Here is a 26,707-nt window from a genome sequence, read left to right as displayed (position 1 = left end):
AAAACTGGTACCTTTTTTATCGGGCTTTGGGCATGAATTCCGGGTTTACTCTTCCAGGCTTTTTGATGACATCGGTACCTTTTTGTCCAGGCCTATGATCTTTCCGTTATACTAAATATAATTCTGAATTCCGTTCCCTGTGCCTTTTTAAGCTCAATTTTTCCATCCACCTGGTTAACAAGAATACTTACCAGCTGCAGTCCGAGTGAATCAACACTCCCCAACTCTACATTTTCAGGAATTCCTTTTCCATTATCTGAAATTATCAGACTGAAAAGGGATTTGCTCATTTCACAATCCGATTCTTCCCTGCAAAGCTTGATTTGAATTTCCCCTTCCTTATTTTCAGCGAATGCATGCTTGAGGGAGTTGGAAACGAGTTCGTTAACAATTATTCCTAACGGGACAGCAACATCAATATTAAAGAACGTATTTTCTTCCAGGTCCATATACAGTCGGATATTTTTGCTACAAAGACTGTAAGTCTGGAAAAGGTTTTCAGCTAACTTTCGGAGGTACACAGAAAAGTTCAGTGTATCAGTTCCTTCTCCTTTATAGAGTTCTTCATGAATTAGGGACATTGAAATTACTCGGTTCTGACTTTCCTTGAAAGCTTCGAGAATCTCCAGAGTAGGAACAGCTTCTCTATGACTGAACTTTTCGGCCTGAAGATCAAGAAGAGAAGAGATTACCTGCAAGTTATTTTTAATTCTGTGATGAATTTCTTTTTTCCTGGCATCCTCAATTTTTACCAGGGCTTCTTTTGCCTTTATTCTCTCAGTAACGTCGGATACTGTGCTCTGGTAACTATCAAATTTTCCATCCTTGCCCGGAATTTTTTGATATACTTCATGCACCCATTTTATTTTTCCGTCCTTGCATCTTATTCTGTAGCTGAGTTTTCCATAATACGGAGAGGGAGCATTTTTGACCTCTTTTTCTTTTTTAAGGAATAAAGGCAGGTCTTCCTTCTCAACAAGCTTTTTCCACTGCTTTTTGGACATTAACTCTTCTTCGCTGTACCCGGTAATCTCTTCTACACTCCCTTTTACAAATTCAAGGTTGAAATCCTTATCTTGCTGAAAAGCAATCCCTGTAAAATTCCGTATGAAAGAATGGTATTTTTCCTCGCTTAACATGAGCAAGTCTTCGATTTTGATTCGCTCCGTAATGTCCTGGAGTGTTCCTCTCATTCGAATAGGAGCATTTTTCTCATTAAAAATAACTTCTCCTTGTGCATGGACTATACGCTCTTCCCCATCAGCCGAGATAACTCTGAAATTATTATTAAATTGTTCACCATCCAACGCTTTTTTAATTGCCGTATTCACAAAGTCTCGATCGTCAGGATGTATGTGATCAAAAAATATATCGAAAGTTTCTCTGAACTCGTGAGGATTAAATCCAAAGATGTGATAAACTTCATCAGACCAATACAGTTCATCAGTTACAATATCCCATTTCCAGCTCCCGATATGAGCCATTTTTTGAGCTTCGGCGAGATCTTTTTCACTTTCTTTCAACTGGATGTAAGCTTTTTTAAGCTGGATTGTTCTTTCTTTAACAAGTTCTTCTAGGTGATCGTATGCTTCCTTTGATCTAACTTCTGGGCCCTGTACAGACCGAATAGCTGTATTTTCTACTTTCTTGTGTTTGTGACTTTCTTCTACTTTCTTGTGTTTGTGACTTTCTATCTGTTGCCATGCTCCCTTTCTTTTGATCAAAGAGAATCGATGATTTGCGACAATGTCAATTATCTCGATTGTGTCGAACATGTCAAGAGAATAAGTGAACAGAGCTGCTATCCGGTGATTTCCTATGACACTATCAATTTTTTCCTCAAACTTAAGGAAATCACTCCGGTTTTCTTTTTCTAACCAGGAAATATTTTCTGTCAACCTTAAACCGTCATAGCCGTCGGCCAGAGCATTGTTAAGTTTTTCGATCCACCTATTTATCAGTCTTTCCGGATCAAAAATACCTTCTTTGCTTCCTTTAGAATTCCAATGCATATAGGAAATAATTTCAATTTGCCCTTTTTCCAGATAAATATCAATATCAGGAATGGACTTTCTCAAAGCTTCTTTCGCCTCTTCTACATCTGAAGGTTGTGAGGTAATCCAGATACAGAATTCGTGATCTTTCAGCCCTGCTTTAAAATAGGGAACAAGTATATCCATCAAATCTTCCTTGGTTTGGTAGAACTGGCACAAGTGGGTTCCCCAGGGTATATCTCCAATAATATTGATACCAGAACTCCTGATTTTCGTTCCCATCCACATCTCCCCAACTTAGTCCCCATGTAGTTACAGACCCGGAGAATCTTTTTTTACATCTTTTGTGTTACAATAAATTTAAGTCATATCTTGGTCGATATATACTTTTACTGTAACTATGTAAATTTATGTCCTACTTTTGAACTATGATTTGTTTACTTCTCCCCTTAAAAATTCTATATCTGAATATTGCTTTTGAAGAAGATGAATAAAACGATCGTAAGACGGAGTATTCGCTACAGATGAATAGCAGAGGTCAGTATTTACTACAGATGAATAACAGCGATCAGCTTCTGTAAAGCTAAGAACGGCAAATGCATCAACAAGAAAATTTACGTAGTTGAGGGCGGTATATTTTGACAGGTTTAAAGGCATAACTCCTCCCATTTTTATAATTTGTAACTCTCTAAATATGTTTTAAATCACTTCAAGTTCGCACTAATTTAACTGCACAAACCCGACACAATATTCAAATTCAATTAACAAACAGAATTTGAATCTTCTTTTATATATGTGAAGTAACACAAATATACTTATTCATGTTATTCTATTGCTCTTAAATGCTTTCTTTAATATATCCATATTTTTAACCATAAAATCAGGTTTCTTCTCGAGGAAAGAAAGCAAAAAAGATCCTATTTTCAGTCAGAGCTCATCTCTTTTCCCATAAAAAGTTTCTTTAGTTCAGTCTCCAATAAATAAGAAGGTTAGTTGCCTTTTTCAGGCAGCCCCCATACTATGAAATCCTTAAAAAAGTAGTTATTGGCCCAGTCCAGCAGCTATGCATGACTGAAGACAGAATGGTATATTATCTATCCTTATTCTTTGTGTTCATGCTCATGTCCGTGCTCATGCTCATGCTCGTGTTCGATCCTATGCAGATGCTCGTGTGTGTGAGTCTCCCCTTCATGTTCATGTTCATGTGTATGTTTGTATTCATGCACATGTAAATGAATATGTACGTGTGCTTCCTCAGGTGTTTGTTCCTCAGGTTTGTGTATGTGTATATGCGTTTCTTTTTCTTCCATAACTTTCACTATCCTTTTCAACCAAACGATTATCTTTTTCAACTAAACTATTAAAACTTTGATTTCATTCGGCTATAGTTACATAGTTGTGAGGTATTAAATACTTTCCTAACAATAAATTAGATAAAATAACACTAATTGACAAATAATTCTTATTATATTTGAGGAATTTCCTGAAAAATGAGATCTTTCCTTATCTGTCTTAATCTTTGCTTTGGTGGATCTCAATAGTTAATCCCAAAGAGAAATCATCTTAATCGTGGGTCTGAAACCAATTTGAACTCCACTGTTAGATTGATAGGCAATAGTTAGATTATAGGCAATAGTTAGATTATAGGCAATATTCTCTTAAGTTCAGGTAGGCGATTATCCTGAGTTTTAAGTAACTTTATAGGTTACGATTGCAGTCTATTTGATCATTAGTAGACCATATAACCATTAATAACAATTATAAAAAAATTATTGTTAAAAAATATGTATGAACATTACTTTTATATGAAAAGATATGATTATACACAAAATAAATTGTTAACGTCCTGTGGGGATTTTATGCATATTCCAGATGGTTATTTAGGGCCAAGTACGTTTATCTCGTTCTGGATCATCATGATTCCGATTTGGGCTTACGCGGGAAGGAAAATGAGGAATCTTGGATCGAGAAGAGTTCCACTGCTTGCTCTAGCGTCTGCATTCACCTTTGTAATTATGATGTTCAATATACCTGTACCTGGTGGAAGCAGTGGCCATGCGGTAGGGGGAACTGTAATTGCCGTCGTTATAGGGCCGTGGGCTGCAGTTATAGCCATATCTATAGCCCTGGCGCTGCAAGCGCTGATGTTCGGAGATGGGGGGCTCACCGCTTATGCTGCAAACTGTTTCTTCATGGCAGTTCTTATGCCTTTTATCGGTTACTATACCTACAAATTTATTAGCGGATCCACAGACATCAAATCCTCACGAAGAGTAATAGCCATAGCCATCGGGGCCTGGTTAGCTATCACTGTCTCAGCTACACTGATCGGACTTGTTCTTGGATTACAGCCTATTTTATATAAAAACGAAAGCGGTTTACCTCTTTATATGCCATATCCACTGAGTGTGACCGTTCCAGCGATGTTTTTGGAACATGCATTTCTATTCAGTATTCTTGAGGCATTGGTTTCGGCATTGATATTCGCCTATATCCAGAGAGCAGATCCATCCATATTTTATGCAGAAAAAACTAAGCCTCAAGAAATATCGAAGAAAGGCAAGCTTTTGAGAAACTTGACTGTTGGCCTGATATTGTTGATAATCCTGACGCCTTTAGGTCTGCTTGTGGCAGGCACTGCATATGGCGAATGGGCGCCAGAAGAGCTCAAAGCTAGGATTGGCTTTGTGCCACCGGGCCTGGAAAAACTTTCAGGTATCTGGAATGCGCCATTTTTAGACTACAGCCTTTCCAGTCTCCATCCGGCTATCGGATACGTCATAGCAGCCATAGTAGGGGTACTGTTATGCATGGGCATCTTGTACTTCATTGGCAGGAGGATAGTCAAGGACTAACAGCTGAATGGTTCATTTTTTGTTTTTATCGGAGGTTCCATGGTCCCGAACTGGATGAAAGAAGTAAATGTAGGATTTTGCAAGTGCCCTGCTATTTATCACGGCAAGAAGAGCTTCATAGGCAGGACAATTAAAGAAATTTTTGAGTTCATAGAGACTTCTTTTGTTACGGAAAGCTATTCAAGGCGCAAAGGTTTGCTTCAGAGTCTGGATCCCAGGGTCAAGCTGATTTCCATCATGGCCGTGATATTCGCAACGGCCTTATTAGCGGATCTGAGAGCGCTGATATTTATCTATGTTTTTTCATTACTAACTGCATACCTCAGCAAGATTGAAATCAAGTTTTTCATCAAACGGGTCTGGCTCTTCATTCCCATCTTTTCAGCAATCATTGTCTTTCCCATGATTTTCAACATCTTCTTTCCGGGTGATCCACTTATTCAATTGATATATCTGGGACCCGGTGTCCACATGGGGCCGTTTCTGTTGCCGGAAAATATATACATTACCAGACAGGGAGTCTATGCAGCAAGTATATTTATCATGCGTGTTGCAACGTGTGTTTCTGCCATAGTTCTGCTCTTTCTTACCACACCTCAGCAAATGCTCTTTAAGTCAGTACGCAGTGTTGGCGTTCCGAAGATCTATGTTCTCACGCTAGGTATGACCTACAGGTATATTTTCTTACTAACCAGTCTGGTCCGCGATATGTACATTGCAAAGAGAGCCAGGACCATAAAGTCTCGAAGCATGTTTGAGGAGCAGAAATGGGTTGGGGGACGCATAGGATATACACTGATGAGATCTCTGGATATAAGCGAAAAAGTTCATATGGCCATGATATCCAGGGGCTTCAACGGGGATTTTAAGACAATGCAGGAGTTCAAGATGCATAAGCGAGATTATATAGCAGGTGCAATCGCAATATCCCTGAGCGCAGTCCTGGTGTTGATCTCACAGAACACCATCAGGTGATATGATATGGGAACAATCTTTGACTTAAAGAATATATCATATTCATATGTAGGAGAGATAACTGTCTTAAAAGATATCAGCTTTAAAGTGGACCCCGGAGAGCAGATATCCATAATTGGCTCAAACGGAAGCGGCAAATCGACTCTGCTATCTCTCCTTGACGGGCTCATTTATCCTACAGTTGGAGAATTCTACGCTTTCGATAATAAGATAGTCGAAGAGGTTTTCGATACAATTAAAGATAATGAATTCAGATCCTATTTCCGGACAAAAGTTGGCTTTCTCTTTCAGAACTCAGATGTGCAGCTCTTCTCACCTACAGTTTTTGAGGAGGTAGCCTTTGGACCCCTGCAGCTCAATATAACCCCTGAAGAAGTCAAAACCAGAGTACTGGAAGTCCTGGAGATGATGGAATTGACAAAGCTTAAAGATCGATCGCCTCATACTCTGAGCGGCGGGGAAAAGAAAAAACTATGCATTGCCACTGTTCTAGCTACAAATCCTGATGTCCTTTTGCTGGACGAGCCTACTGCCGGATTGGATCCGAGAACCCAGTTATGGCTGACGGAGCTGTTACAGGAACTGGGAAGCATGGGAAAAACAATAATTATTGCCACTCATGACCTGGAACTTGTAGAGCAGATCAGCAAAAGAGCCATAGTCATGGGCGAAGATCATAGAATTGTGGTGGACGGGGATGTAGAAAAGGTGCTCAACGACCTGAACCTTCTCCTTTCCACAAATCTGATCCATGAACACATGCACATGCACGGCAAGCTTGTGCATGAGCATCTACACGCCCATGATAAAGAGCATGCGCACGAGCATAAAAATTGAGTTTTACCTCTGAAAGTGGATGTGATATTGTCATGATAGCCGCTTAAGCCGGACCAAAAACGAAGATATTTCATCACTTGGCAAAGGTACTGCCTGCAGGGACCAAAAACTCCTACCGCGCCTATGAAAAAGGGCTCAGAAAGTTATTAGACAGAAATTCTCTTTTGGAATTATCTCCCAATTTCTCCAGAAGGTTTGAAGAATATAACAGAGTCCACTCTGAACCAGCTGTCAACAATACCATCGTATATATAAAGGTAGCACGATTTTTATAACAGTCAACAGCTACCCTTAACAGGATGTAATCAAACATGACCATATCGACTCTTTCATCAAGCTACGGAAATGCCCAGGATGTTCCGGCAGAGGATAGCGACCGGCATGGAAGTATAGAGCCAGGCTCGGAAAAGGCAGCCAATGCCGTAGAAAGAAGTGGCATCCCTATCCTTGAAGTTAAAAATCTCTGCCACAGGTATCCACATCTTGATGCAAACACCCTGGAAGAAATTAACCTGAAAGTATACAAAGGGGAAAGAGTTGCAGTCCTTGGAGCTAACGGAGCAGGAAAGTCCACTCTCTTTAAACACCTTAATGGAATCCTGAAGCCTCTTTCCGGAGAAGTCCTGGTAAAAGGAGAAAAGATAACTAAAAAGAATGTCCGGATGTGCAGGGAGACTGTAGGGATAGTTTTTCAGGATCCTGATGATCAGGTGCTTGCTCCGAGCGTTGAAGAAGATATAGCATTTGGACCAATCAATATGGGTCTATCCAGTGAAGAAGTAGAAAAGAGGGTAAAGGAAGCCCTGAAGATGGTGGGACTTGAGGGTTTTGAAGAGAGAGCCCCACACCATCTGAGCGGAGGACAGAAGAAACTTGTTGCAATCGCAGGTATCCTTGCCATGCGCCCGGAGGTCATTGTGCTTGACGAACCGACAGCAGGGCTTGACCCTTTAAGTTCTGCTCGCTTTCTTGAATTGATCATGAAAATGAATAAGGAACTTGGTATTACCCTGCTTCTTTCTACCCATGATGTGGATGTTGTCCCCTATTTTGCTGAAAGGGTTTTTGTCCTCCATCATGGAAAACTTGAGGCTGACGGAATCCCTGAGGAAATTTTTAGCGATCCCGAACTCCTCAGAAAAGCTCACCTCAGGCTTCCAAGAATTGCCGAGATATTTGAAATGCTCCAGCAGGAAGGGGTCGATATTAACATAAAGATAACAGCCGAAAAGGCAAGGGATGAAATCCTGAGGGTAATGGATTCCAGATTTCAAACGTTCAGGATGGGATGAAAGCCGGGAAGATTTTTTAAACAGGAGAACGTTTAATGGTAACCCTTACGGATATCGAACGCGAATCATATAAGAACAGCCCCATACATCGTCTTGATCCAAGGGTAAAATTGCTCTTTACGCTTGTTGTAATCGTTTATGTAGTAAGCCTGCCAAGGATTCACGAAAAAAATATGGTTCGTCTTCTTGTAATCGAGGCTTATTTACTGCTCCTTGTGCTTGCTTCTGGGCTGGATTTAAGATATTTTCTCCTTCGCATTCTTGCGATTTTGCCTTTCGGACTGGGAATTGCTCTTATCCAGCCTTTCCTGAGACCTTCCTTTATGGAAACTTATACTCCTTATCCTCTCGATCTGCCTTTTGGGCTAAGTATAACCTATGAGGGACTCGCCTTCGGGAGCTCACTGCTTGCAAAATTTCTGGTCTGCATAACAGCCATCGTCTTGCTATCTTCCACTACGCGACTGAGAGATATGGTTGTAGCAGCAGAAAGAATAGGTATCCCAAGGGAATTTACTCTGCTCCTGAGTATGATGGTGCGTTATCTCTTTGTGTTTTGGGCTGTCCTCAAAAGAATACGGATTGCGCAGCAGACCAGGCTCTTCAATATATGGAACAAAGATGTCCCACGTAAATGGATCATCGAGCAGATAGGAAACAGCATTAGCGCAATTTTCATACGCTCCTACGAGCAGGGAGAAAGGACCTATATCAGTATGCTTTGCAGAGGCTACGGGAGCGGGTACGAAACAACTTATTACAGGACAAAAATCAGGACTCCGGATGTTTTTTTTCTGTTCCTGGGTGCGACTTGCATAATATATGCCCATCTTTTTACCTGAATGATCGGTTGACTGAAAAGAGAACTGAGTTACATAGTTTTGAACCTCTTTTCTGCAAATCTCAAGAAGTTTTTCATCTTCTTTTCAGAAATACAACCGTATTATTAATTGGAGGTTCCGGCTGAACCCTGAGATATTCTTCAAAACCTGAAGGCAGCTCGAAAAGGGAATTTCCGTCCAGAATTCTTCGGAGCCCTTTTTCGTAGAGGCGGTAGGAAACCTTAGTTCCTCCGGGAAGGATTTTTGCCAGGTGTTCGAACACCTCCTTTTTGGGTTCAGCTTGGGCAGCGACCATATAAAGATCGCATCTGGTTCCAAGGGGCAGGTTGAAGTGATTTCCTTCTATTATTTTGATTCTTTCGGAAAGCCCGATACAGGCAATCACCTCTCTCGAAAGATTTGCCCTTTTTTCGTCCTGTTCAATCCCGATTCCGAAAAGGTCGTATTCGTGGCAGAGCACTATCAGGCTCAGAGGAAGAGGGCCACTGCCAAGAAAAAGAACACAGTCTCCGGGTTTTAGGCCGGAACCTGTATATTCGGTCCTTGCAAGCTGCAGGTAGTTCGGATAATATGTAAAATTCCGGAGGGTTTCCCATGGATCCGAACTCTCAAGAAGGTTTTTTGCTTTTTCGTTTTCAAGTTTCAGATTGTATAAAAACCGGAAACGGGAAATCGAATCAATCAGAGCATTAAAAGTCGGGCTTTTAAGGATTGCATCAATAGACTTTTCATCTACTTCCAGGGCTGCGAGTTCGTCCAGCCTTTTAAATAGGGCATGCAGTTTGCCCGAGGAACTTTGCAGAATCTCCTCCTCTCCAGGGCCCTTTACCACAGCAGAAATCTGCCGGAGCTCGGCAACTAAGAAAGCATCCTCTATTTTTTGAATGTTATTCACACTCCAGGAAGACCAGGGTGTTGTTTACTCCGCAGGAAGGGCGTATTTCGTTTATTTTCCGAAAACCCCGGGTATGCTCCGGAAGGACAGGCCAGTAGAACAGCTGCCTCATGCCCGTATAGTTACGGTAACACACGGAAATAGGCTTACCATTCTCGGATTTTTTCTTTTTGATTATTGTATGGAGATTCTGGAAAATGCGCGGCTTCGGTTCAGCAAGAGCTGCTACGAGCACAGCGTCCCATTCGAGTTCCGAAAGCATATTCTCATTCCCTTCAATAATACTGATATCTTTTTCAAGGCCAAAGTGTTTTACACAGCTTTTTGCCAGAGCTACTGCTTCAGGGTCTATGTCTATGCCGATGCAGCGAATGCCGTACAATTTACTGAATAGTAGCAGGGTAATAGGAAGAGGTCCGCAGCCTATAAAAACCAGAACTTTAGCGTGGGAAGAATTCTGAAAATGGACATTGATCAGATTTTCATATCTCGGATACAGGGGAAAGGATTCGAGCACTTCCCAGGGGTTTTCATAGTTAAGAATTTTTCGTGCAAGCTGGATCTCATGAAGGCTAAAATAACTGCTGTAACTGGAATGGACTGCAGGAAGTAAGGCCCTGATTGCCGGGTCATGAAGCACAAACTCACACATCGTGCTGTCAACATCCAGATGCCCCAGTTCATCGAGCTCGGAGAATATCTCATAAAGCTCTTCCAGGTTTGATTCCGCAATTGTGCTTAAATCGCGGTCTTTAATATTATCGTAAAAATGCAGTATGTGTGATCTTATGTTGTATAATTGCGGCTCATATTCCCGGAATAGGGCTGAATAAGAGTTGCTTTCAACGTTCAGTAAGCTGTTCATGAGATCTATGCCTCTTTATCTCCCCTTTATTATACATCTAAAATTATTTATTCAAATTTAATTTAACGTTTATTTTTTTGGATTCTAATAAAAAGCTTTCTACAATTTTCGAAAAGTATGTATGTTAAAAAGTTTTGTTGCACCACGTAAAAAAAACCTGATTAGAAATGTAAAATTAAGCCGTAAATATCGTCAAAATTGTATGAAAATTAATAAATATAATGTGTTAACAGCGAAGAAATAAAAATGTCAGGGCATCTTATGGAAAAAATTCAACTAAAAAATAGGAAGGGACAAAAAAAGCTTATTCTTGAACTTTAAATCTTATCCTTAAATTTTCTGCCCCGATATCAGAAATATGGAGTTATTCTCAAGCAGCCTCTGTGAAAACGGGTACTTATTTCTTTGAAACTTCTGCACCTCCAGAAGGGAATTGATTGCAGTATTTACAAGTCCGGTTTCGGAAAAGAGAAGGGAGATACTTTCCGGGTTTATTTTCTCATAGAGGGGAAGAAAATTCCTTATCGGAGCGTAGGAATTCTTGAATATCCTGTTGTATTGTTTCTTATTCTCAAAGCTTTCTACCAGCTCGGAAAGCATTCTTTTGATATATCTATCTGGGCGAGAGTCAAACCAGTTGCCATCTATGGAAAAAATCATGCCTCCCGGTTTAAGGACTCGCTTCCATTCACAAACTGCACGGGAAGGTTCTTCGAGAGCCCAGAGCAGGTATTTGTTTACAACCAGGTCAAAAGAGCAATCCTCGAAAGGCAGATTTTCCGCATCCCCATGGAAGAGATCAATTTCTATACCCATGTTATCGGCGTTATGCTTTGCTTTTTCGAGCATGCCTTCGGACAGGTCTATGCCTGTTACCTCATGTCCCATCTCGGCAAAAAGGAGGGCTAGAAAACCTGTGCCTGTACCCACATCCAGTACTTTTAAACGCTTGCCGGAAGCCAGGGATTTTTCAAATGTTTGTTTCCAGATCGTTCGCTCTTCTTCATCAAAACCATTTACTCCGTTTGTGTAAGTAGAAGATCTGAAATTCCAGTAGTTGGTAATAACTTCCTTGCAGTCGATAAATACTCCTCAGTATAATACTGAAACTATTGCAATATACAAATACACAATTTTTTCATAATAAATATTACCAAAGATTAAAATCTGATGAACATATATTACTTAAATGATTATATAAGCATTCCTTCAGAACTCAAAAAGGTAGTAAAAATGGGGCTTATGCGGATTAACACCAACTTTTCCTGGACGAATATCTATTCGATTTGATAGAAGCTCCGAGGATACTTAATCTGACTAAAATATAAAAATGCCGACATGTAAGGAGATTTCATATAAAAATTATCAAAAAAAATAATACCAAAATGTATATATGTAATACTGAATTATTTAAGATTAGTACAGAAAATCTTCCGAAAATGCCTCAAAAATACATATTAGGAACAGGCATAATAGGTTTCTAATTGGTACTAATTCACATGGTTACACTCAACAAATTTTGACTTTTTGGGTATTTTGTTCTTTATATATGAACATTCTGAAAAACATGGGAACTGGAATGTTCACAGTGAGAACAGGGAATATAAAAAATAAGGTTTAAAAAGAGGAATATAAAAATGCATATACCTGATTCTTTTATGCCTTTAAGCCAAGCAATTGTCTATTGGGTAATTGCCCTTCCATTTATAATAATGTCAATGAAGTGGGCAAAAAATGATCTTGACGAAATGAAAGTGCCCGTTCTTGCCGCCCTTGCAGCAGGGATCTTTGCCATCCAGGCTATGAATATTCCTATAGGGATGGGGACAAGTGGACACATGGTAGGAGCAACCCTTGTTGCCATCGTCTTCGGAAGCCCCTGGGCTGGTGTACTTGTACTCACACTCGTGCTGCTTGTACAGGGTTTTGCCTTCGGTGATGGCGGAATCACCACAATGGGTGCAAATATCCTTAACATGGGTATCATTTCCGGGTTTGTCGGATATTATACCTATGTTGCTCTTCGCAAGAGTACAGGCACAAGCATTGCAGCCTTCGGAGGCGCGTGGCTCGGGCTTTTTATCTCGTCAATTGTTTGCGCAGTTCAGATGTGGATTGCAGGGACTTTCCCCCTTGTTCCGGGTCTAATTGCAATGGGCACCTATCATCTGATAATTGGTTTTGTCGGTGAAGGGCTGATAACTGCGGTTGTAATCACAGCGATTGCAAAATCCCGTCCTGACCTCCTTGAAGACAATTTCACTGTAAGACCTGAAAAATCTAAGAAGGAGGCTCATGCATGAGCGGAAACTCCAATATGAAATTCCTTTACGCCGGAATTGCAATTGCACTTTTGCTTTCAGTTCTTGCTCCTTTCCTTGCATCCTCCGACCCTGACGGGTTGGAAAGTGCGGCTGGAGGGGTAGTTGAAGAATCTAAAATGTCCGAAATTGAAGAAATGGAACCTGCAGTAAGTTCTCCGATGCCTGATTATGCAATCGAAGGTATGGGAAAAAGCGGGGAAGTCCTGGCGATTGCAGTGGGAACAATTGCAGTACTGGCAATAAGCTTCGGGTTCGGAAAGGTCTTCAATAAAAAAGCCTGAGCAAAAAATCGTTTTCCTTTTTGAAAAGCCGCTCTTCTTCCGGAGAGACGCGGCTTCTCATGTTTTTTCCTTAGTTTTTATGTATCTTTTTCTGAATTTCTTCCTGGGTCTTTTCCTGAGTTCCGAATTTAAATGTTATTTTTCCGGATTCTTTTCAATCAAGATATTTTTGACCCAAGATATTTTTGACCTAAGATATTTCTTGGCCCTTAAGAACTTCTCCTGCTTACTCTCCAATAAATATAATGCTGGAGGGGCACAGTTCTTTTACAACACAAACGTAGCATCTGGGTTTTCTTGCCCGGCAAACTTTCCTGCCATGATATATCAGGGTCATGGAAATTGAATCAAGGTCTTCTTTTCGGGCAAGGGTTATCAGGTCCTGTTCAATTTTTTCCGGGTCGGAGTGCCTGGTAAATCCAAGTCTTCTCGAAACTCTTTTTACATGGGTGTCTACGGCAATACCTTCTATTACCCCAAAAGCCCTTGCGAGTACTATATTCGCGGTTTTCCTTCCAACGCCGGGCAGGGTTACCAGTTCCTTCATAGTCTTCGGGACTTCTCCTCCAAAGCGTTCTACAATCATTTGCGCCGCAGCTTTGATATTTTTTGCTTTATTTTTGTAAAAGCCGGTGGAATAAATGTCGATTTCGAGTTCCCTGATGTCTGCGCCGGCATAATCCTCGGCAGTTCGGTATTTTTTGAACAAATTTTCAGTTACCCTGTTGATCTGGACATCCGTTGACTGGGCGGAAAGGACGGTCGCAATGAGAAGTTCCAGAGGGTTGCTGTAGTTAAGAGATGGTTTTGCATCCGGGTACTCTGCCTTTAAAAGTGCCCATACACTGTCAAAATTATGCCTGTTATCAGGGATTTCATACTCCTGCAGGGGCTCACTGGGGATTGATTTCTTCGGTTTGTTTTCGAGCATCGAAAAAAACTCCGGTCCGTGTTTGTTTTCCGGTTTCAGCCGTAAACACAGATTTCTTAAAGGCATCTGGATCTCTTTTTATTTTACCTTTTTCGGGTTAAGGTATGGTCAAGGCAATGAATCAGGTTAACAAGTCCAAATAACGAGTAAAGATAAATCTCAGATAACTTGTTCCCACACAACTGGAGTTTACAGCATATAACGAATATCGGAACACGTCGTTGGATAGGTGAACGCCATTTTCTTTATGCTGGATGCCCTTAGCCCAAGCTGCATTGCCGTAGCAAATATATTGATGGCCTCTTCGGCATTCGGTCCCAGAATATGGGCTCCCACGATGTGATCGTTTGTTTCATCTACGATTATCTTTGAGGCTGCAAATTCCAATCCTGCTCTTCTGGTGGTGCTCCATTTACTGCGGTCACGGAAAATTACTCTGTGTTTATCATTAACTTTTGCTTCGGTGATTCCGACCGAGGCCAGGACAGGAATGGTAAATACTGCACTCGGAATGCCTGTGTAATCTATTTCAGCTCTATTCTCATCGAAGATATTGGCTGCTGCGATTTCCCCCTGCAGGGTTGCTACCGGAGTAAGCTGCATGCCTTCGGCAGTGCAGTCTCCTCCAGCATAAACGCGAGGATTTGAAGTTTGCATGTGCTTATCAACTATAATCCCTTTTTTTTCGGCTGTGATCCCGGCATTTTCAAGCCGCAGGTCTTCGATATCAGGCGTTCGACCTGCACCGTTTACTACCATGTCTGCATTGAAAGTCTGTGTTTCGGATCCGGTTTCGGTTTTGTACTCGGCCCTGACCAGAAATCTGTCCCCTTCTCTTTCGACAGCTACCACCGGCCTGTCTGTAAGAATCCTCATCCCTGCAGCCTCAGAAGCTCTGACAAGCAGATCCGCCATCTCGGAATCAAAATCTCTCAGGGGCTTTTCGCTCCTGTGCAAAATTAAAACTTCCGCCCCTGCTCGCAAGGCAATATGTGCAAACTCGAAAGAGACATACCCGCCCCCTACAAAAATTATCTTTTCAGGGAACTTCTCGGTTTCCATGAATTCTTCACTTGTTATAAGGTATTCTTCCCCCGGGATGTTCAGTTTTCGCGGTTTTGAGCCTGTTGCAAGGAAAATATATTTCCCTTTAAGTTTATCTTTCCCGACAAGTATGGTATTCTCATTCTCAAAATTAGCCCTCCCGTGATACATATCAATTCCCATATCTGCGAACATTTTCTCGGTTTCACGGGGATAATCCCTGGTAAACGTTCTCTTGAATTCGATAAGTGAAGACCAATTGATTTCCAAAGGTTTCTCTGTCCCTGCACCTTTGCCTATAAGCCTGTTGTTCCAGTCCGTAGCTTCCGATGCGCCTGCAAGAACTTTTTTGGGATCGCACCCTCTAAGAGGGCAGGTACCTCCGTACTCCCTCGAATCAATAATAGCAAACTTCAATCCAGAGGACTTTGCCCTGCCTGCAAGGGTTCTGCCTGCAGTGCCTGTCCCGAGAATTATAATATCGTACTCCTTTTCCATCGGTTCCCCCATCTTTTTTCCTGATTCTCAAAAATGAGTTCAAAAGTAAAATTAAAATTGAATTTCAAAATCAGGAGCAGATCGAAAGAATAATTCTGAGGAATACTACTCCTTTACTCCTCATTCTTTTCTGTCCCTGAAAATAAATATTTCACCTAAACTTTTATTCCGAAAGAAGGTTCTTATCTCAGAGGAAGCGAAAAAAATAGTTATAAAATACCAAAAACTTAAAGAACTAGAAATCCATGAGGTTCATGATCAAATGTTAACAGAAATGTTGCATTTGAGGGATTTAACTCTGATTTTCTTCAATAACAAAATTTTTCGCTGATAAAATAATGTGTAAACCATAAGTTTTATAGCTAATAATTTTTAAACCAAGTATATTGGTGATTTTTTGGTAAAAAGGGCACTGCTCAGCGTCTCGGACAAGACAGGAATTACGGAATTTGCACGCGGGCTTGAAGCACTTGGCGTGAAGATCATCTCAACAGGCGGGACTGCGAAAATCCTTCGCGACGCCGGCATCGAGGTTACCGATGTCTCGGAGGTCACAGGCTATCCGGAGATGATGGGGGGAAGAGTCAAAACTCTCCACCCGAGAATTCATGGCGGGCTCCTATGTCTGCGGGAAAGCAAAGAACAGATGGAGGAAGCTGAAAAAGAAGATATCTCCCTCATAGATCTGGTTGCCGTGAACCTGTACCCCTTTGAAATAACGATTTCCAAAGAGGGTGTGGAACTTGAAGAAGCCATCGAAAACATAGACATCGGGGGCCCGACCCTCCTCCGTTCGGCAGCTAAGAACTATCGTTCGGTAACAGTAATATCCAACCCTTCGGACTACGGGCATGTCCTTAAGGAACTGCGCTCAAGTGGGATAATCTCTGACAAAACCCGTGCTAACCTCGCGGTTAAAGCTTTCAGGCATACCGCTGACTATGATGCAGCCATCGATACCTATCTGAGCAGGACCCTGCTTGGAGAAGAGGTGCTGCGCTTGAAGTTTACCGATGGGGTCAAACTCCGCTATGGAGAGAACTGGCACCAGAGTGCCTGTTTCTACAAAGATCCCGGTATCGAAGGCCCGAGTTTGGCAAAAGCAGTTCAGCTCCATGGAAAAGAACTTTCCTACAACAACTATGTTGATGCTGACAATGCCCTTCAGACGGTCAAAGAGCTGGGAAATGCCTCTCCTGCAGTAGCAATTGTAAAACACAATAACCCTTGCGGACTTGCCACTGGAGACACTCTCCTTCAGGCCCTGCAGGCTGCCTGGGACGGAGACCCGATTTCGGCTTATGGGAGCATAATCTGTACAAATGAAACTTTTGACCTCGAAGCTGCAACTTTTCTGAACGGGAAATTCATAGAAATCATTCTTGCTCCTGATTTCAAGCCCGATGCTCTTGAATACCTGAAAAATAAAAGTGAAAATCTGAGGCTCCTGAAGCTTCCGGAACTAAGAGAGGTTTTCGGGACGGAATACACTTACAAATACGTAATCGGAGGCATGCTCAAGCAGAGCCGGGATATAGGTATCTATGACAAATGGGAATCTGTTACCGAAGTTTCCTATCCCGAAGGCAAACGCACCCTTTCGGAGTTCTGCCTTAAAGCCTGCAAAGCCACAAAATCCAATGCCGTGATCCTTGCCCACGAATATGAGCCTGGATATTTCATGGTGCTGGGTATGGGGGCAGGACAGCCTAACAGGGTCGACTCGATCCGCAAACTGGCAGCCACAAAGGCAGTTGAAAATCTGAAGGTAATCTATGAACGTGAGCAGCCTGCTGTAGCCTTCGAAGAATATTGCCAGAAGATTCTGTCCGAATGTGTAATGGCATCGGATGCTTTCTTCCCCTTCGATGACAGCGTAGTCCATGCAGCAGAAAATAACATTCGTTATATTGTCTCCCCGGGCGGATCTATCCGGGACAACGAAGTTATTGCTACTGCAAACAGGCTTGGAATTGCCATGGTTTTTACAGGCATGCGGCATTTCCTCCACTGAAAAATCAGTTCTGACAACGAAAAACTCAGGGCATACACCTGAGCTCATGCAAAATCTCGAGTAACCCTGCATCCTGGGGCAGGGTCCATTCTCATTTCAGAATTATTTTTCAGGATAGCAGGGTCTGGATTGTATGAAGTTTGCGGAGTTGAAGCTTTTATACGAAGAAGCGTAAAACCCCTGAGTCTTTAAGCTCAGGTGGATATCCCTGATTAACAATGCTGTGTTTCCGGGTTTAGTTTGCAAGCAACTTTTCCTAATTTCTTGCAAAATCATCCTGGAATTTACTCCCTTGCTGGAGCTGTGTACTCTAATTAATAATTCAGCAAAAGGCCGGGCCTTAAATGTTAATTTTTTATCCCTGATTTTCAGCTGATGTGCTGAATCTTCATGTTTTAACCATATATTGATGGAATAATTTTATATCATTGCGATATAAAAATTATTTATAAAGTTATCCACATTTTTTCAACTGGAAATTTTACATTTTCGAAGTACCGGTACATAAACCATCTATATATCTGAAAAAATTATTAAGAATCAAGTATACTCTTGAAAAAGATAATATATCTTGAATTCGTATACCATTCTAGCAATATTATATCATCCTGATATAAGTGCCACCTCTATTCAATATAAAAGATGAAAAGAATTAAAAAAATCAAAATCTCGCCACTTCAAATCAAAGCCGGAGTACTTACCTTTCAACAGTAACTCTCCAACGACCCCGGAGACAGTATAAAAAATCATGGGCTGATATGTGTGAAATCAACTGGACTTTTAAGCATCCTAACCTTTTCTGAAAAACGAAAAGAAATCTTATTTTTGCTTCAGGAGAGCCCAAAAACCCTTTCGGATATCAAGGAATACTTCGATGTGAGATCCCCGGAGATTCTACCTCGCCTGAAGGAAATGGAGACCGCCAATTTAATTGTAAGACAGGAAGGAATGTATCGGTTGACTTCCCTGGGAAAGGTTTCAGCTATATACTACAGGCCTTTCCTTGATACTCTGACAGCTATAGAAGCAAACGAAGACTTCTGGAGAGACCATGACCTTGTCGCAATTCCGGAACCGTTGCTGAACCGAATTCAGGAGCTGAAAGAGTGTAGAGTTGTAAAAGACGAGCACGAACATATTTATGATTCGCATAAAGCGTTCATGGAAAATGTTCTGACTTCCGGTCGTTTTATGGGTTTTTCATCCATTTTCCTCCCTAGTTATCCCTCAATGTTTCTTGAGCTGGCTCGCAGGAATATCCCTATCTCTATAATTGTTACACCCAATGTCTTTTTCAAAATAAAAAGTGAACACAATGCTGAGATTGAAGAATTTCTTAAGCACAAACACACAAGTTTCCATGTCTACGACAGTGCAAAGGTAGCTTTTGTCGTAACAGACAGGTTTATGTCACTTTCACTGTTTTTCAAAAACGGAACCTTTGATCCGAGGCATGACCTTGTGGGTTTTGACTCTTCGTCAATTAAATGGGGTGAAGAACTTTTTAAATATTACAAAGAGAATGCAGTTGAGATAAAGAATCTGTAAACCTGAGGATTGTAATTCCCTTCGGTTACAGACTTTCGAGAGTCTGAATGAGGAAAAGCTGTAAAATAAAATTGAAGGATAGCTGATGAAGAGGCTTGATCTTCCAGTCTGGCCTGTTCAAAACCTGTTTGACCTGGCTCTCTACCTTCCGTACTCACTCTTTTGGTAAATGCTTTTAACTTAAAAGTCTTGCTCCAGATGTATTTTCGGTTAGGTTTTTGTCCGAGTTTTTTGATAGGAATCTTTTCATATTCAGGTCTTTATGCAATAAGAGCCCCTGTAATCATCCTGAGCCCGACAATTGAAGCGGATTCTCCGTCCACAAGCACTGTCCTTTCAAGTTTTTGGGAAGAAGGTTTCTCATCCTCAGGAACTGTAAGGCTCTGAATGCAGATCAGCCCGCAAATGAAACTGTAGATAATTACAAGAGGTTCAAAAGCAAGAATTCCGTGGATAAGGGCAATTCCAAGTGCCAGGTGGGAGAGAAGGTGCATGGCAGAAAGAAGATTGCGGGTTTTCTGGATTCCGAGGCTTACGGGCAGGGTCTTGATGCCTGCAAGGGTGTCTCCTTTAACGTCCCTGAAATCATATATGGCAGAGTTAATAAAGAGTTTTACACCGAAGAAAATGAATACCAGAACAATAGGGGTCAGATTTCCACACCCACTGCCTGCAAGCCCTGTAATAAAAATTCCCCAGGTAATCCCTACAATAATGTTCTTCATCCCAAGTCCCCCTTTGAGTTTCAAGGCGAACTTGCCAATTTTTATGCCTTTACTGTACAGATAGCCAGTTATGAGAGGTACGAATGCAAGTGCAAGCATTCCTTCTTTTGCCAGGATATAAGTTCCGATCATAAAAGCCAGTAGTGAAACTGCGAGTCCAATTTTTTTATTCGAGCCCTTTAGTTCTGTCCGGTTTACAGTATCTTCTTCAGACTCCAGAGCTCTGTCTATGGTGTACACAGTATAAATAATTAGACTACCTGCAATACAGGTTTGTATGCTTGATTGTATGTGTAATAATAGAAATGCTATGTGTATTCTTAACGCGCCTGAGAATGCAACTAAAATAGAACTTTTTAGAAGTTCAAAAGTGGCATTTTCTTCTCTATATCTCGAATTGATCGTTCTGCGGTACTTGAAAATGTGTCTCAAATTTCCAGAAAATACATTGAAGCCCATGAAGCTAATTCTGTACGACTTTCTAATATTATTATTTCAATATAATTTCAACAGATCGGTATAATTAATGCAATACTAAACAAACTGTATACCATTGAACTAACTAATAAGTTGATAAACTAACTATTATATTTATACAGATGATTTATTCTCCCCTGAACTCATTAAATAGCAACGGATTCCGTTATTCTAAAAACTTGAAAGCCCACAAAAGCACGGATTTTGCAAGATCAAAACTTTACTCGAGTATCAACGCGTCTCTGAAATGTCAAGTTCTACATTTTTAAAAAAAACATGACTATATCTATTCATATTCTAAGGTTGACAATTTTCACAAAAATAACATATGTAATTCTTATGAAATAGCTTATTCTGAGTAGCATGGACATAGATTTTGCAGCTTTTATGGTTGCTACTCGTCTCTTCGCTCTTTGAAGAGGCGTCAGAGTTCGGAAGAAAAAAGGGCAAAAACACAGGCAAAAGAGGGTATGGATAATTTTTCCCTTCCGACTTTTACTGAGGCAAAAAAACTTTCCTTTGAGCTTAAATGTGGAATCTCCCACTGAGGGCGCACGTCCAAATCTGCTATATACGGATTTCGCAAACTATTTCTATCAGTAATATTTGTTCATACTTTTCATGCAAGAAAGGGGGTCTGAAATATTGTACTCCTAAATATGGAGAAAAAGTCACCTGATGTTAAATTTCCCTTCAAAAGGCAGAAACTTTCCACCACATCTTGACCCTCGTACTCCTGCCCTTTTGCACAAGAGCCACATTTCTTCCTCAAGCACTTCCTGGAGGTAGGCCCTGAGATTTCTTCCTGCTCAGGTGAAAATGCCGCTTACTGGGGGTTTAAAGTGTTCAAGGGCTGCTTCGAGGTTTTCAAAGCTGTTTTTGTGCTCAAAAGGAAAGACCTTCACATCCGGATAGATCCTCATATTATAGAGCACATTGTAAAGGATGTCTGCCTTTGGGCCCTGCCTGTATTCACATCCATGAGGATAGGTCAGAGTTTTTGAGAGTGTATGTCCAGGGCATCTCCTGTAAACCAGTAAAGGTAAACATATCCTGAAGATAAGTCAATTGTTTTCCGGATTGAGGTCCGGATATCTTTCATACCCAAGAGTAAGATGCAAACACGACATCGTAAGGAGGGCAGAGGTCAGCCTCTATGTCAACAGCTTCCCAGTCTTTATATGAAGATCTCAGTCTTTATATGAAGAAGCACAAAACCCTGAGTTTTTAAGCCCAGGGGGATAAGCGCCAACTTCTCAACATTCTCCTGATATTGATTCTGCAAATAAGCTTGTATTCTTAACTATATTATAATATCGATACTGTTATCTCAACCAAAATGCGAAAATCAAGCTGAGAAGTTGGATAACGGGGTATCCTCATACCTGAAGGGATCGGGAACGTCAAGCCGGAGAAAAACGGAAGCTGGAAAGCATCTCAAGTATAATCTCACGTTCACATTCTGTTTCACCTTTGGAACGAGGGGCAGAGCTTGTATGACTCGCCAACATTGGCCGGGAGGATGACTCAGGAAGCCTCTAAATCTTTAGTTTAGCGGTAGTTCACAGACGCAGTCGATATTCCCGATCTCATAGGTCTCTATATTTTGTTTCAGAACCCCCTTCATCCCCTCTGCAGGTTCGACTGCTGTTACATGTGCAACCCTATCAGTGAGAGGAATTGCCGGGTTTCCGGGATCCGCTCCAATATCAAGGACTCTGGACTCCGGGGTAAGAGGCATCCCTTTCAGAGTTTTTTCAATCCGATCCTTATTTTCCAGAGACATTTCCCAGAACCTTTTTGCACTCTCTTTCCTTTTCCACATATTTGTGCAATCGGTGTTCATCTGTGTTTTACTCTGCAATTCCATTTTTTCTTTCCAGAGTTCATTCCAGTCGATTTTGAGATCCATCCTGCTTTCCCACTTACTTCACCTTGTCTGGTGACAGTTATTATTGAAAAGTAAAATTGTAGTAAAAAATAAGTGTTTTATTAAAAATCACATAAAATATGGAAATGAATCTGCTCTGTTAAAGACCGATTCGGACTAACGACAGCTTTGAACATTATCTAAATAATAGGTGATAAAACCGGCTGATGAAAATGGCTGATAAAATTACTGATAAAATAGCTGACAAAAATCAACGATACGCAGCTAATCAACCTAACTAAAATAGCCAAAAGACAGCCGATGAAATAGCTAATGGAAAATAAGTGAGTATGAAAGGTTTAATAAAAAAATGGGCTTAATAGCCCAAAAAAACATTCCTGAACCTTCATGCGCCTTTTTAGAGTGGAACTATCTTTTTGCCATACGCCTCGTTCAGTACCTGACCCATGGCAGCGTAAATTGCTGAAAACCCTACGAAAATTCCTTCATAGCCTGCAATCTTGATTATTGCTGGATTTCCCATGTAGTTCCCAGCGGCAAGCAGGAAGAAGAGAATTGTAAGGGAAAGGAATACCACCTGCAGAGCCCTTGTTGCTTTCAGTGTTCCTATGAACATGTAAAGGGTAAAAAGTCCCCACAGGAACAGGTACGCAGCAAAATCTGTTGGGGTTAGAGCCAGTCCTGCAAAATTATCTCCAAATTTAGGAAGCAGGACAATTACCACCAGAGTGAGCCAGAAAAGTCCGTAAGAGGTGAAAGCTGTAGCTCCGAAAGTATTACCTTTTTTCCATTCCTCGATCCCGGCAATGACCTGGCCTAGTCCACCATAGAAAATACCCATAGAAAGAATCACTGCTCCCAATGGATAGAATCCTGCATTGTGTATATTCAACAGTACAGTCGTCATTCCGAACCCCATCAAACCCAGTGGAGCAGGGTTTGCGCTTAAATCCTTTATTTTTACATCACGAATGTTCATAACATCTTTAATGTCTTCACTCACGATTCCAATCCTCCTTCCCGTTATTCGGAGATTTTACCTGAACTTCCTATAAGAAATACATAGAGACTACGCTGCCGTTTTTGCTGTCTCTTTTTTACCTTTTGGTGAAGTATGTAATTATTAATACTTATATTTACGGACAGTAAATATATTTTCAATACATTATAAATATATATAATATAATTTCATAAGAAGCCTTCAGAGAATCTTATACAGGATTTTTGGGGTTTCATGACAAGCTATTTATGAACAGGTGTGGAATTCCCTTCATATGACTCAGGCAAGAAGACCTCTTATGCTCATGATCCTTGACGGCTGGGGCTACAGGGAAGCCTCAGAAGGAAACGCTATCCTGGCAGCTGAAACTCCAAACCTCAACAGCCTGCTGAACGAATTCCCCTGGTGCTTTTTGGAATGCTCAGGGGAAGCTGTGGGCCTGCCGGAAGGTCAGATGGGAAACTCCGAAGTCGGCCACCTGAATATAGGGGCAGGAAGAGTCGTTTACCAGGACCTTACAAGAATAAACCTCTCTGTCAGGAACGGGGACTTTTTCGAAAACCCTGTTTTGCTGGACGCAATCTCAAACGTGAAGCTCAATGATTCAAGCCTGCACCTTATGGGGCTTGTCTCTTACGGAGGCGTTCACAGTTATATGACCCACCTTTATGCCCTTATCAAACTTGCACGGGACAAAGGGCTAAAAAAGGTATATATACATGCTTTCCTGGATGGGAGGGACGTACCCCCTAAAGCTGCTCTTGCAGATATCAGGGAGCTTGATGCTTTTTGTAAAGAAAACGGGAGTGCCAGGATTGCGACAGTACAGGGGCGCTACTACGCAATGGACAGGGATAAGCGCTGGGAGAGGTCAAAGCTAGCCTATGATGCCCTGACTCTCGGAGTTGCCCCATATACAACCTCTGACGCCGAAACTGCAGTTTCTGACGCCTATGCCAGAGGAGAAACCGATGAGTTTGTAAAACCCACCGTAGTCACCGGCTCTGACGGAAAGCCCGAGGCAGTCGTACAGGACAATGATTCCATAATTTTCTTTAATTTCAGGCCTGATCGGGCAAGGCAGCTCACCTGGGCTTTTGAAAATGATGACTTTGATGGTTTCCCCAGGGAAAAGCGCCCGAAGGTCCACTATGTCTGTATGGCGCAGTATGACGAAACCCTGGATTTGCCCATTGCCTTCCCTCCTGAAGAGCTGGAAAATGTGCTAGGGGAAGTGCTCAGCAAACAGGGGCTTGTCCAGCTTCGCATTGCCGAAACTGAGAAATACGCCCATGTGACCTTTTTCCTGAACGGCGGGCAGGAAAAATGCTATGATGGGGAAGACCGCTGCCTGATCCCCTCTCCAAAGGTTGCCACCTATGACCTCAAACCCGAGATGAGTGCATATGAAGTTACGGATGAGGTAATCCGGAGAATTCAGTCCGGAAAGTATGATGTAATTGTACTCAATTTCGCAAATATGGATATGGTAGGGCACACAGGTATTTTTGAAGCCGCAGTACAGGCAGTAGAAGCAGTGGATACCTGTGTGGGGAGGATTATTGAGGCTCTGAAAAAAGCAGGGGGTGTGGCCCTTATAACTGCAGACCACGGAAACGCCGAACAGATGGAAAACCAGCACACAGGAGAGCCGCATACAGCCCATACCTCAAATCCCGTAAGGTGCATTTACGCAGGAAAAGGCGAAGTAAAAGCCCTTGAGAACGGAAAACTGTCTGACCTCGCTCCTACCCTTCTGGATCTTCTCGGAGTCCCTAAACCCGAAGAGATGAAAGGCAAATCATTGATTTTAAATGAGTGACGGTAAAGGAAAAGTCAGGAGTTAATAACCGGGAAAGGAAGGCTTGCGAAAAAATCAGTGATTTCTTAATGTTTTTCGTTCCATTTTTTATTTCCTTTCCAGTTTTTCCTTTCCAGTTTTTCCTTTCCAGTTTTTTCTTTCCAGTTTTTTCTTTCCGCTTCTTTTTCCGGTCTTATTCTACTTTCTTATTTCGTTCTCTTTCTTGCTTCTTGTTCCATTTTCTTTCTGGTCTCTTTCGGGTTTTACCGGGTTTTCTGTCGTTCTCTGTCCCATTTCGAGTTCTTTTTTACTCTCTCTCCACTCATTATATTAATTAATACTGAATAGGGTTTCACGCATATTTTTTATTACTGATTTTCTTTTATTTGGGCTCCTGACCCTGTTGATTTAGCATAAACTCCATTTTTTCAGAGTTCCAGGCATACGTTTTTTAAAAAATGAGTCTTTTCCGGACAGGATTTTTTTAAAAAGATTAAATATCAGCAGCTACAATAGGAAGTAAAGATTCTGAGGTTATTATAAAAATTTATAGTGTTTGTCTAGGGGTTGTCCACGCATGATCAAAATTACCACTCCCAGCCGGCTTCACATAACCCTTATCGATATGAATGGTGAGATAGGGAGAGTTGATGGAGGGGCAGGGCTCACCCTTTCCTCCCCTAATGTAAAAGTTACTGCAGCAGAAGCCGACGAAATCCGGATAGAAGGACTGCAGGAATTTGCCGACCGCATGATAAAAGCCGCAGAAGCCCTGCTTCCTGAAGGAAAAGGGGTCAGAATTGATGTAGAATCCCTGATTCCCGCTCACGTGGGTTTTGGATCAGGTACTCAGGCTGCCCTGGCTGTGGCAGCAGCTGTGAATGAACTGTACGGACTTGAAAAAGACGTTCGAGAACTTGCATTTGCCGTAAAAAGAGGGGGAACCTCGGGTATAGGAGTAACAGCTTTTGAAAAGGGCGGATTCATAGTTGATGGGGGGCACAGGTTCAAAGACAAAGGGGCTTTCATGCCATCAGCCGCCAGCAGGGTGCCTCCGGGACCTGTACTTTTCAGAGAGGATTTTCCGGATTGGGATATTGTTATTGCAGTTCCCAATGACAAGGGCATGCACGACCAGCAGGAGATCGACGTGTTTCAGGAATTCTGCCCTCTGCCAATAGAGGAGGTCAGGGAGGTTGCACACATGGTACTCATGAAGATGATGCCTGCAGTTATCGAAGAAGATATCGAAAGTTTCGGAGCTGCGGTAAACCATGTCCAGACTGTGGGTTTCAACAAAAGTGAGAGTCTGATCTGGCCTGATTTCGTCAAGAGCATTGCCTCTTTTATGCGGAGCAGGAGTTACGGCGCCGGAGTAAGCTCATTTGGACCTGTAGTTTATGCTTTTGTGGATAACAGGGAAGAAGGCAGGCAGCTACAGGCCGAAGTCCAGAAAATGCTTGACGAATCGGTCGGTGGAATCACAATGATGACCCGGGCAAAGAACAGTGGAGCAGAGATCTCTAATGTCTGATACTTAAAGCGTGATACTTAAAATCTGATACTTAAAGCCTGATACTTTAAGTCCGATACTTAAAACCCGGGATATAATCCGGGT

Annotated in this window: 21 protein-coding genes; 12 read left to right on the top strand and 9 right to left on the bottom strand. The window is 41.7% G+C overall.

What is annotated here, in order from left to right; translation table 11 throughout:
- Positions 1-92: 92 nt before the first annotated feature.
- Positions 93-2,282 (bottom strand): MEDS domain-containing protein, encoded by a 2,190-nt coding sequence (locus tag MA_RS21010; protein ID WP_011023920.1) that lies wholly within the window; start codon positions 2,280-2,282, stop codon positions 93-95.
- 779 nt (positions 2,283-3,061) lie between these two features.
- On the opposite strand from MA_RS21010, the gene MA_RS27615 reads away from it, so the two are divergent.
- The 6 genes from MA_RS27615 (at position 3,062) to cbiQ (MA_RS20970) (ending at position 8,795) form a co-directional block, all read left to right on the top strand.
- On the top strand, positions 3,062-3,226 hold the full coding sequence (locus tag MA_RS27615; RefSeq protein ID WP_157860365.1) for a hypothetical protein: 165 nt from the start codon (positions 3,062-3,064) through the stop codon (positions 3,224-3,226).
- A gap of 627 nt (positions 3,227-3,853) precedes the next feature.
- The gene (gene cbiM / locus MA_RS20995; protein WP_011023917.1) at positions 3,854-4,849 is read left to right on the top strand and encodes a cobalt transporter CbiM; all 996 of its coding nucleotides are present in this window, start codon (positions 3,854-3,856) and stop codon (positions 4,847-4,849) included.
- Between the two features lie 39 nt (positions 4,850-4,888).
- Entirely contained in the window at positions 4,889-5,824 is a 936-nt protein-coding gene (gene cbiQ, locus MA_RS20990; RefSeq protein WP_011023916.1) for a cobalt ECF transporter T component CbiQ, read from the top strand.
- Positions 5,825-5,830: 6 nt separating this feature from the next.
- Positions 5,831-6,661: an energy-coupling factor ABC transporter ATP-binding protein gene (locus tag MA_RS20985; protein WP_011023915.1), complete on the top strand. Its 831-nt coding sequence runs from the start codon at positions 5,831-5,833 to the stop codon at positions 6,659-6,661.
- Positions 6,662-6,972: 311 nt separating this feature from the next.
- Positions 6,973-7,953 (top strand): ATP-binding cassette domain-containing protein, encoded by a 981-nt coding sequence (locus MA_RS20975; protein ID WP_011023914.1) that lies wholly within the window; start codon positions 6,973-6,975, stop codon positions 7,951-7,953.
- A gap of 35 nt (positions 7,954-7,988) precedes the next feature.
- Complete coding sequence (gene cbiQ, locus MA_RS20970; protein WP_011023913.1) at positions 7,989-8,795, top strand: cobalt ECF transporter T component CbiQ; 807 nt, start codon at positions 7,989-7,991, stop codon at positions 8,793-8,795.
- 73 nt (positions 8,796-8,868) lie between these two features.
- Here the strand turns inward: cbiQ (MA_RS20970) and MA_RS20965 are convergent, their stop codons facing one another.
- From MA_RS20965 to MA_RS20955, 3 genes are all read right to left on the bottom strand, one after another.
- A complete protein-coding gene (locus tag MA_RS20965; RefSeq protein ID WP_011023912.1) occupies positions 8,869-9,690 on the bottom strand; it encodes a nicotianamine synthase family protein in 822 nt (273 codons plus the stop codon).
- Complete coding sequence (locus MA_RS20960; protein WP_011023911.1) at positions 9,683-10,555, bottom strand: nicotianamine synthase family protein; 873 nt, start codon at positions 10,553-10,555, stop codon at positions 9,683-9,685. The genes MA_RS20965 and MA_RS20960 overlap by 8 nt, the downstream gene beginning before the upstream one ends.
- A 330-nt stretch (positions 10,556-10,885) precedes the next feature.
- Positions 10,886-11,491: a class I SAM-dependent methyltransferase gene (locus tag MA_RS20955; protein WP_342636692.1), complete on the bottom strand. Its 606-nt coding sequence runs from the start codon at positions 11,489-11,491 to the stop codon at positions 10,886-10,888.
- Between the two features lie 701 nt (positions 11,492-12,192).
- Here MA_RS20955 and cbiM (MA_RS20950) point away from each other — a divergent pair.
- Entirely contained in the window at positions 12,193-12,858 is a 666-nt protein-coding gene (gene cbiM / locus MA_RS20950) for a cobalt transporter CbiM (protein WP_048065876.1), read from the top strand.
- Entirely contained in the window at positions 12,855-13,160 is a 306-nt protein-coding gene (locus MA_RS20945) for a PDGLE domain-containing protein (protein ID WP_048065875.1), read from the top strand. Before cbiM (MA_RS20950) ends, MA_RS20945 begins: the two co-directional genes overlap by 4 nt.
- 226 nt (positions 13,161-13,386) lie before the next feature.
- Here MA_RS20945 and nth read toward each other — a convergent pair whose 3' ends face one another.
- Positions 13,387-14,091 (bottom strand): endonuclease III, encoded by a 705-nt coding sequence (nth, locus tag MA_RS20940; protein WP_048065874.1) that lies wholly within the window; start codon positions 14,089-14,091, stop codon positions 13,387-13,389.
- Positions 14,092-14,280: 189 nt separating this feature from the next.
- Positions 14,281-15,633, bottom strand: a complete 1,353-nt coding sequence (locus tag MA_RS20935; protein WP_011023908.1) for a dihydrolipoyl dehydrogenase family protein — start codon at positions 15,631-15,633, stop codon at positions 14,281-14,283.
- Positions 15,634-16,030: 397 nt separating this feature from the next.
- Here MA_RS20935 and purH point away from each other — a divergent pair, with 397 nt between their 5' ends.
- Positions 16,031-17,647, top strand: coding sequence for a bifunctional phosphoribosylaminoimidazolecarboxamide formyltransferase/IMP cyclohydrolase (purH, locus tag MA_RS20930; RefSeq protein WP_011023907.1), 1,617 nt, complete (start codon positions 16,031-16,033; stop codon positions 17,645-17,647).
- Between the two features lie 762 nt (positions 17,648-18,409).
- Entirely contained in the window at positions 18,410-19,195 is a 786-nt protein-coding gene (locus MA_RS20925; RefSeq protein WP_011023906.1) for a helix-turn-helix transcriptional regulator, read from the top strand.
- Positions 19,196-19,455: 260 nt separating this feature from the next.
- On the opposite strand, the gene MA_RS20920 is transcribed toward MA_RS20925, so the two are convergent.
- The 3 genes from MA_RS20920 to MA_RS20910 form a co-directional block, all read right to left on the bottom strand.
- Positions 19,456-20,379, bottom strand: coding sequence for a UbiA family prenyltransferase (locus MA_RS20920; RefSeq protein WP_011023905.1), 924 nt, complete (start codon positions 20,377-20,379; stop codon positions 19,456-19,458).
- A 1,564-nt stretch (positions 20,380-21,943) separates the two neighbouring features.
- Complete coding sequence (locus MA_RS20915; RefSeq protein ID WP_011023904.1) at positions 21,944-22,309, bottom strand: class I SAM-dependent methyltransferase; 366 nt, start codon at positions 22,307-22,309, stop codon at positions 21,944-21,946.
- A gap of 376 nt (positions 22,310-22,685) precedes the next feature.
- Positions 22,686-23,291: an acetate uptake transporter gene (locus MA_RS20910; RefSeq protein WP_011023903.1), complete on the bottom strand. Its 606-nt coding sequence runs from the start codon at positions 23,289-23,291 to the stop codon at positions 22,686-22,688.
- 271 nt (positions 23,292-23,562) lie between these two features.
- On the opposite strand from MA_RS20910, the gene gpmI reads away from it, so the two are divergent.
- Positions 23,563-25,110 (top strand): 2,3-bisphosphoglycerate-independent phosphoglycerate mutase, encoded by a 1,548-nt coding sequence (gene gpmI / locus MA_RS20905; RefSeq protein WP_048065873.1) that lies wholly within the window; start codon positions 23,563-23,565, stop codon positions 25,108-25,110.
- Positions 25,111-25,666: 556 nt separating this feature from the next.
- Entirely contained in the window at positions 25,667-26,623 is a 957-nt protein-coding gene (locus MA_RS20900) for a beta-ribofuranosylaminobenzene 5'-phosphate synthase (protein WP_048065872.1), read from the top strand.
- Positions 26,624-26,707 lie beyond the last annotated feature (84 nt).

The organism is Methanosarcina acetivorans C2A, from assembly GCF_000007345.1.
Taxonomy (GTDB): domain Archaea; phylum Halobacteriota; class Methanosarcinia; order Methanosarcinales; family Methanosarcinaceae; genus Methanosarcina; species Methanosarcina acetivorans.
This window is presented reverse-complemented; position numbering and strand designations above follow the sequence as displayed.

Bases quoted from the DNA above. Each gene is read 5' to 3' on its own strand.
- cbiQ (WP_011023913.1), top strand. From the start codon at position 7,989: ATGGTAACCCTTACGGATATCGAACGCGAATCATATAAGAACAGCCCC.
- gpmI (WP_048065873.1), top strand. From the start codon at position 23,563: ATGACTCAGGCAAGAAGACCTCTTATGCTCATGATCCTTGACGGCTGG.
- MA_RS20900 (WP_048065872.1), top strand. From the start codon at position 25,667: ATGATCAAAATTACCACTCCCAGCCGGCTTCACATAACCCTTATCGAT.
- MA_RS20915 (WP_011023904.1), bottom strand. From the start codon at position 22,309: ATGGATCTCAAAATCGACTGGAATGAACTCTGGAAAGAAAAAATGGAA.
- cbiQ (WP_011023916.1), top strand. From the start codon at position 4,889: ATGGTCCCGAACTGGATGAAAGAAGTAAATGTAGGATTTTGCAAGTGC.
- MA_RS20935 (WP_011023908.1), bottom strand. From the start codon at position 15,633: ATGGAAAAGGAGTACGATATTATAATTCTCGGGACAGGCACTGCAGGC.
- cbiM (WP_048065876.1), top strand. From the start codon at position 12,193: ATGCATATACCTGATTCTTTTATGCCTTTAAGCCAAGCAATTGTCTAT.
- MA_RS27615 (WP_157860365.1), top strand. From the start codon at position 3,062: ATGACTGAAGACAGAATGGTATATTATCTATCCTTATTCTTTGTGTTC.
- MA_RS20985 (WP_011023915.1), top strand. From the start codon at position 5,831: ATGGGAACAATCTTTGACTTAAAGAATATATCATATTCATATGTAGGA.
- MA_RS20975 (WP_011023914.1), top strand. From the start codon at position 6,973: ATGACCATATCGACTCTTTCATCAAGCTACGGAAATGCCCAGGATGTT.
- nth (WP_048065874.1), bottom strand. From the start codon at position 14,091: ATGCTCGAAAACAAACCGAAGAAATCAATCCCCAGTGAGCCCCTGCAG.
- MA_RS20920 (WP_011023905.1), bottom strand. From the start codon at position 20,379: ATGGGCTTCAATGTATTTTCTGGAAATTTGAGACACATTTTCAAGTAC.
- MA_RS20945 (WP_048065875.1), top strand. From the start codon at position 12,855: ATGAGCGGAAACTCCAATATGAAATTCCTTTACGCCGGAATTGCAATT.
- cbiM (WP_011023917.1), top strand. From the start codon at position 3,854: ATGCATATTCCAGATGGTTATTTAGGGCCAAGTACGTTTATCTCGTTC.
- MA_RS21010 (WP_011023920.1), bottom strand. From the start codon at position 2,282: ATGTGGATGGGAACGAAAATCAGGAGTTCTGGTATCAATATTATTGGA.
- MA_RS20960 (WP_011023911.1), bottom strand. From the start codon at position 10,555: ATGAACAGCTTACTGAACGTTGAAAGCAACTCTTATTCAGCCCTATTC.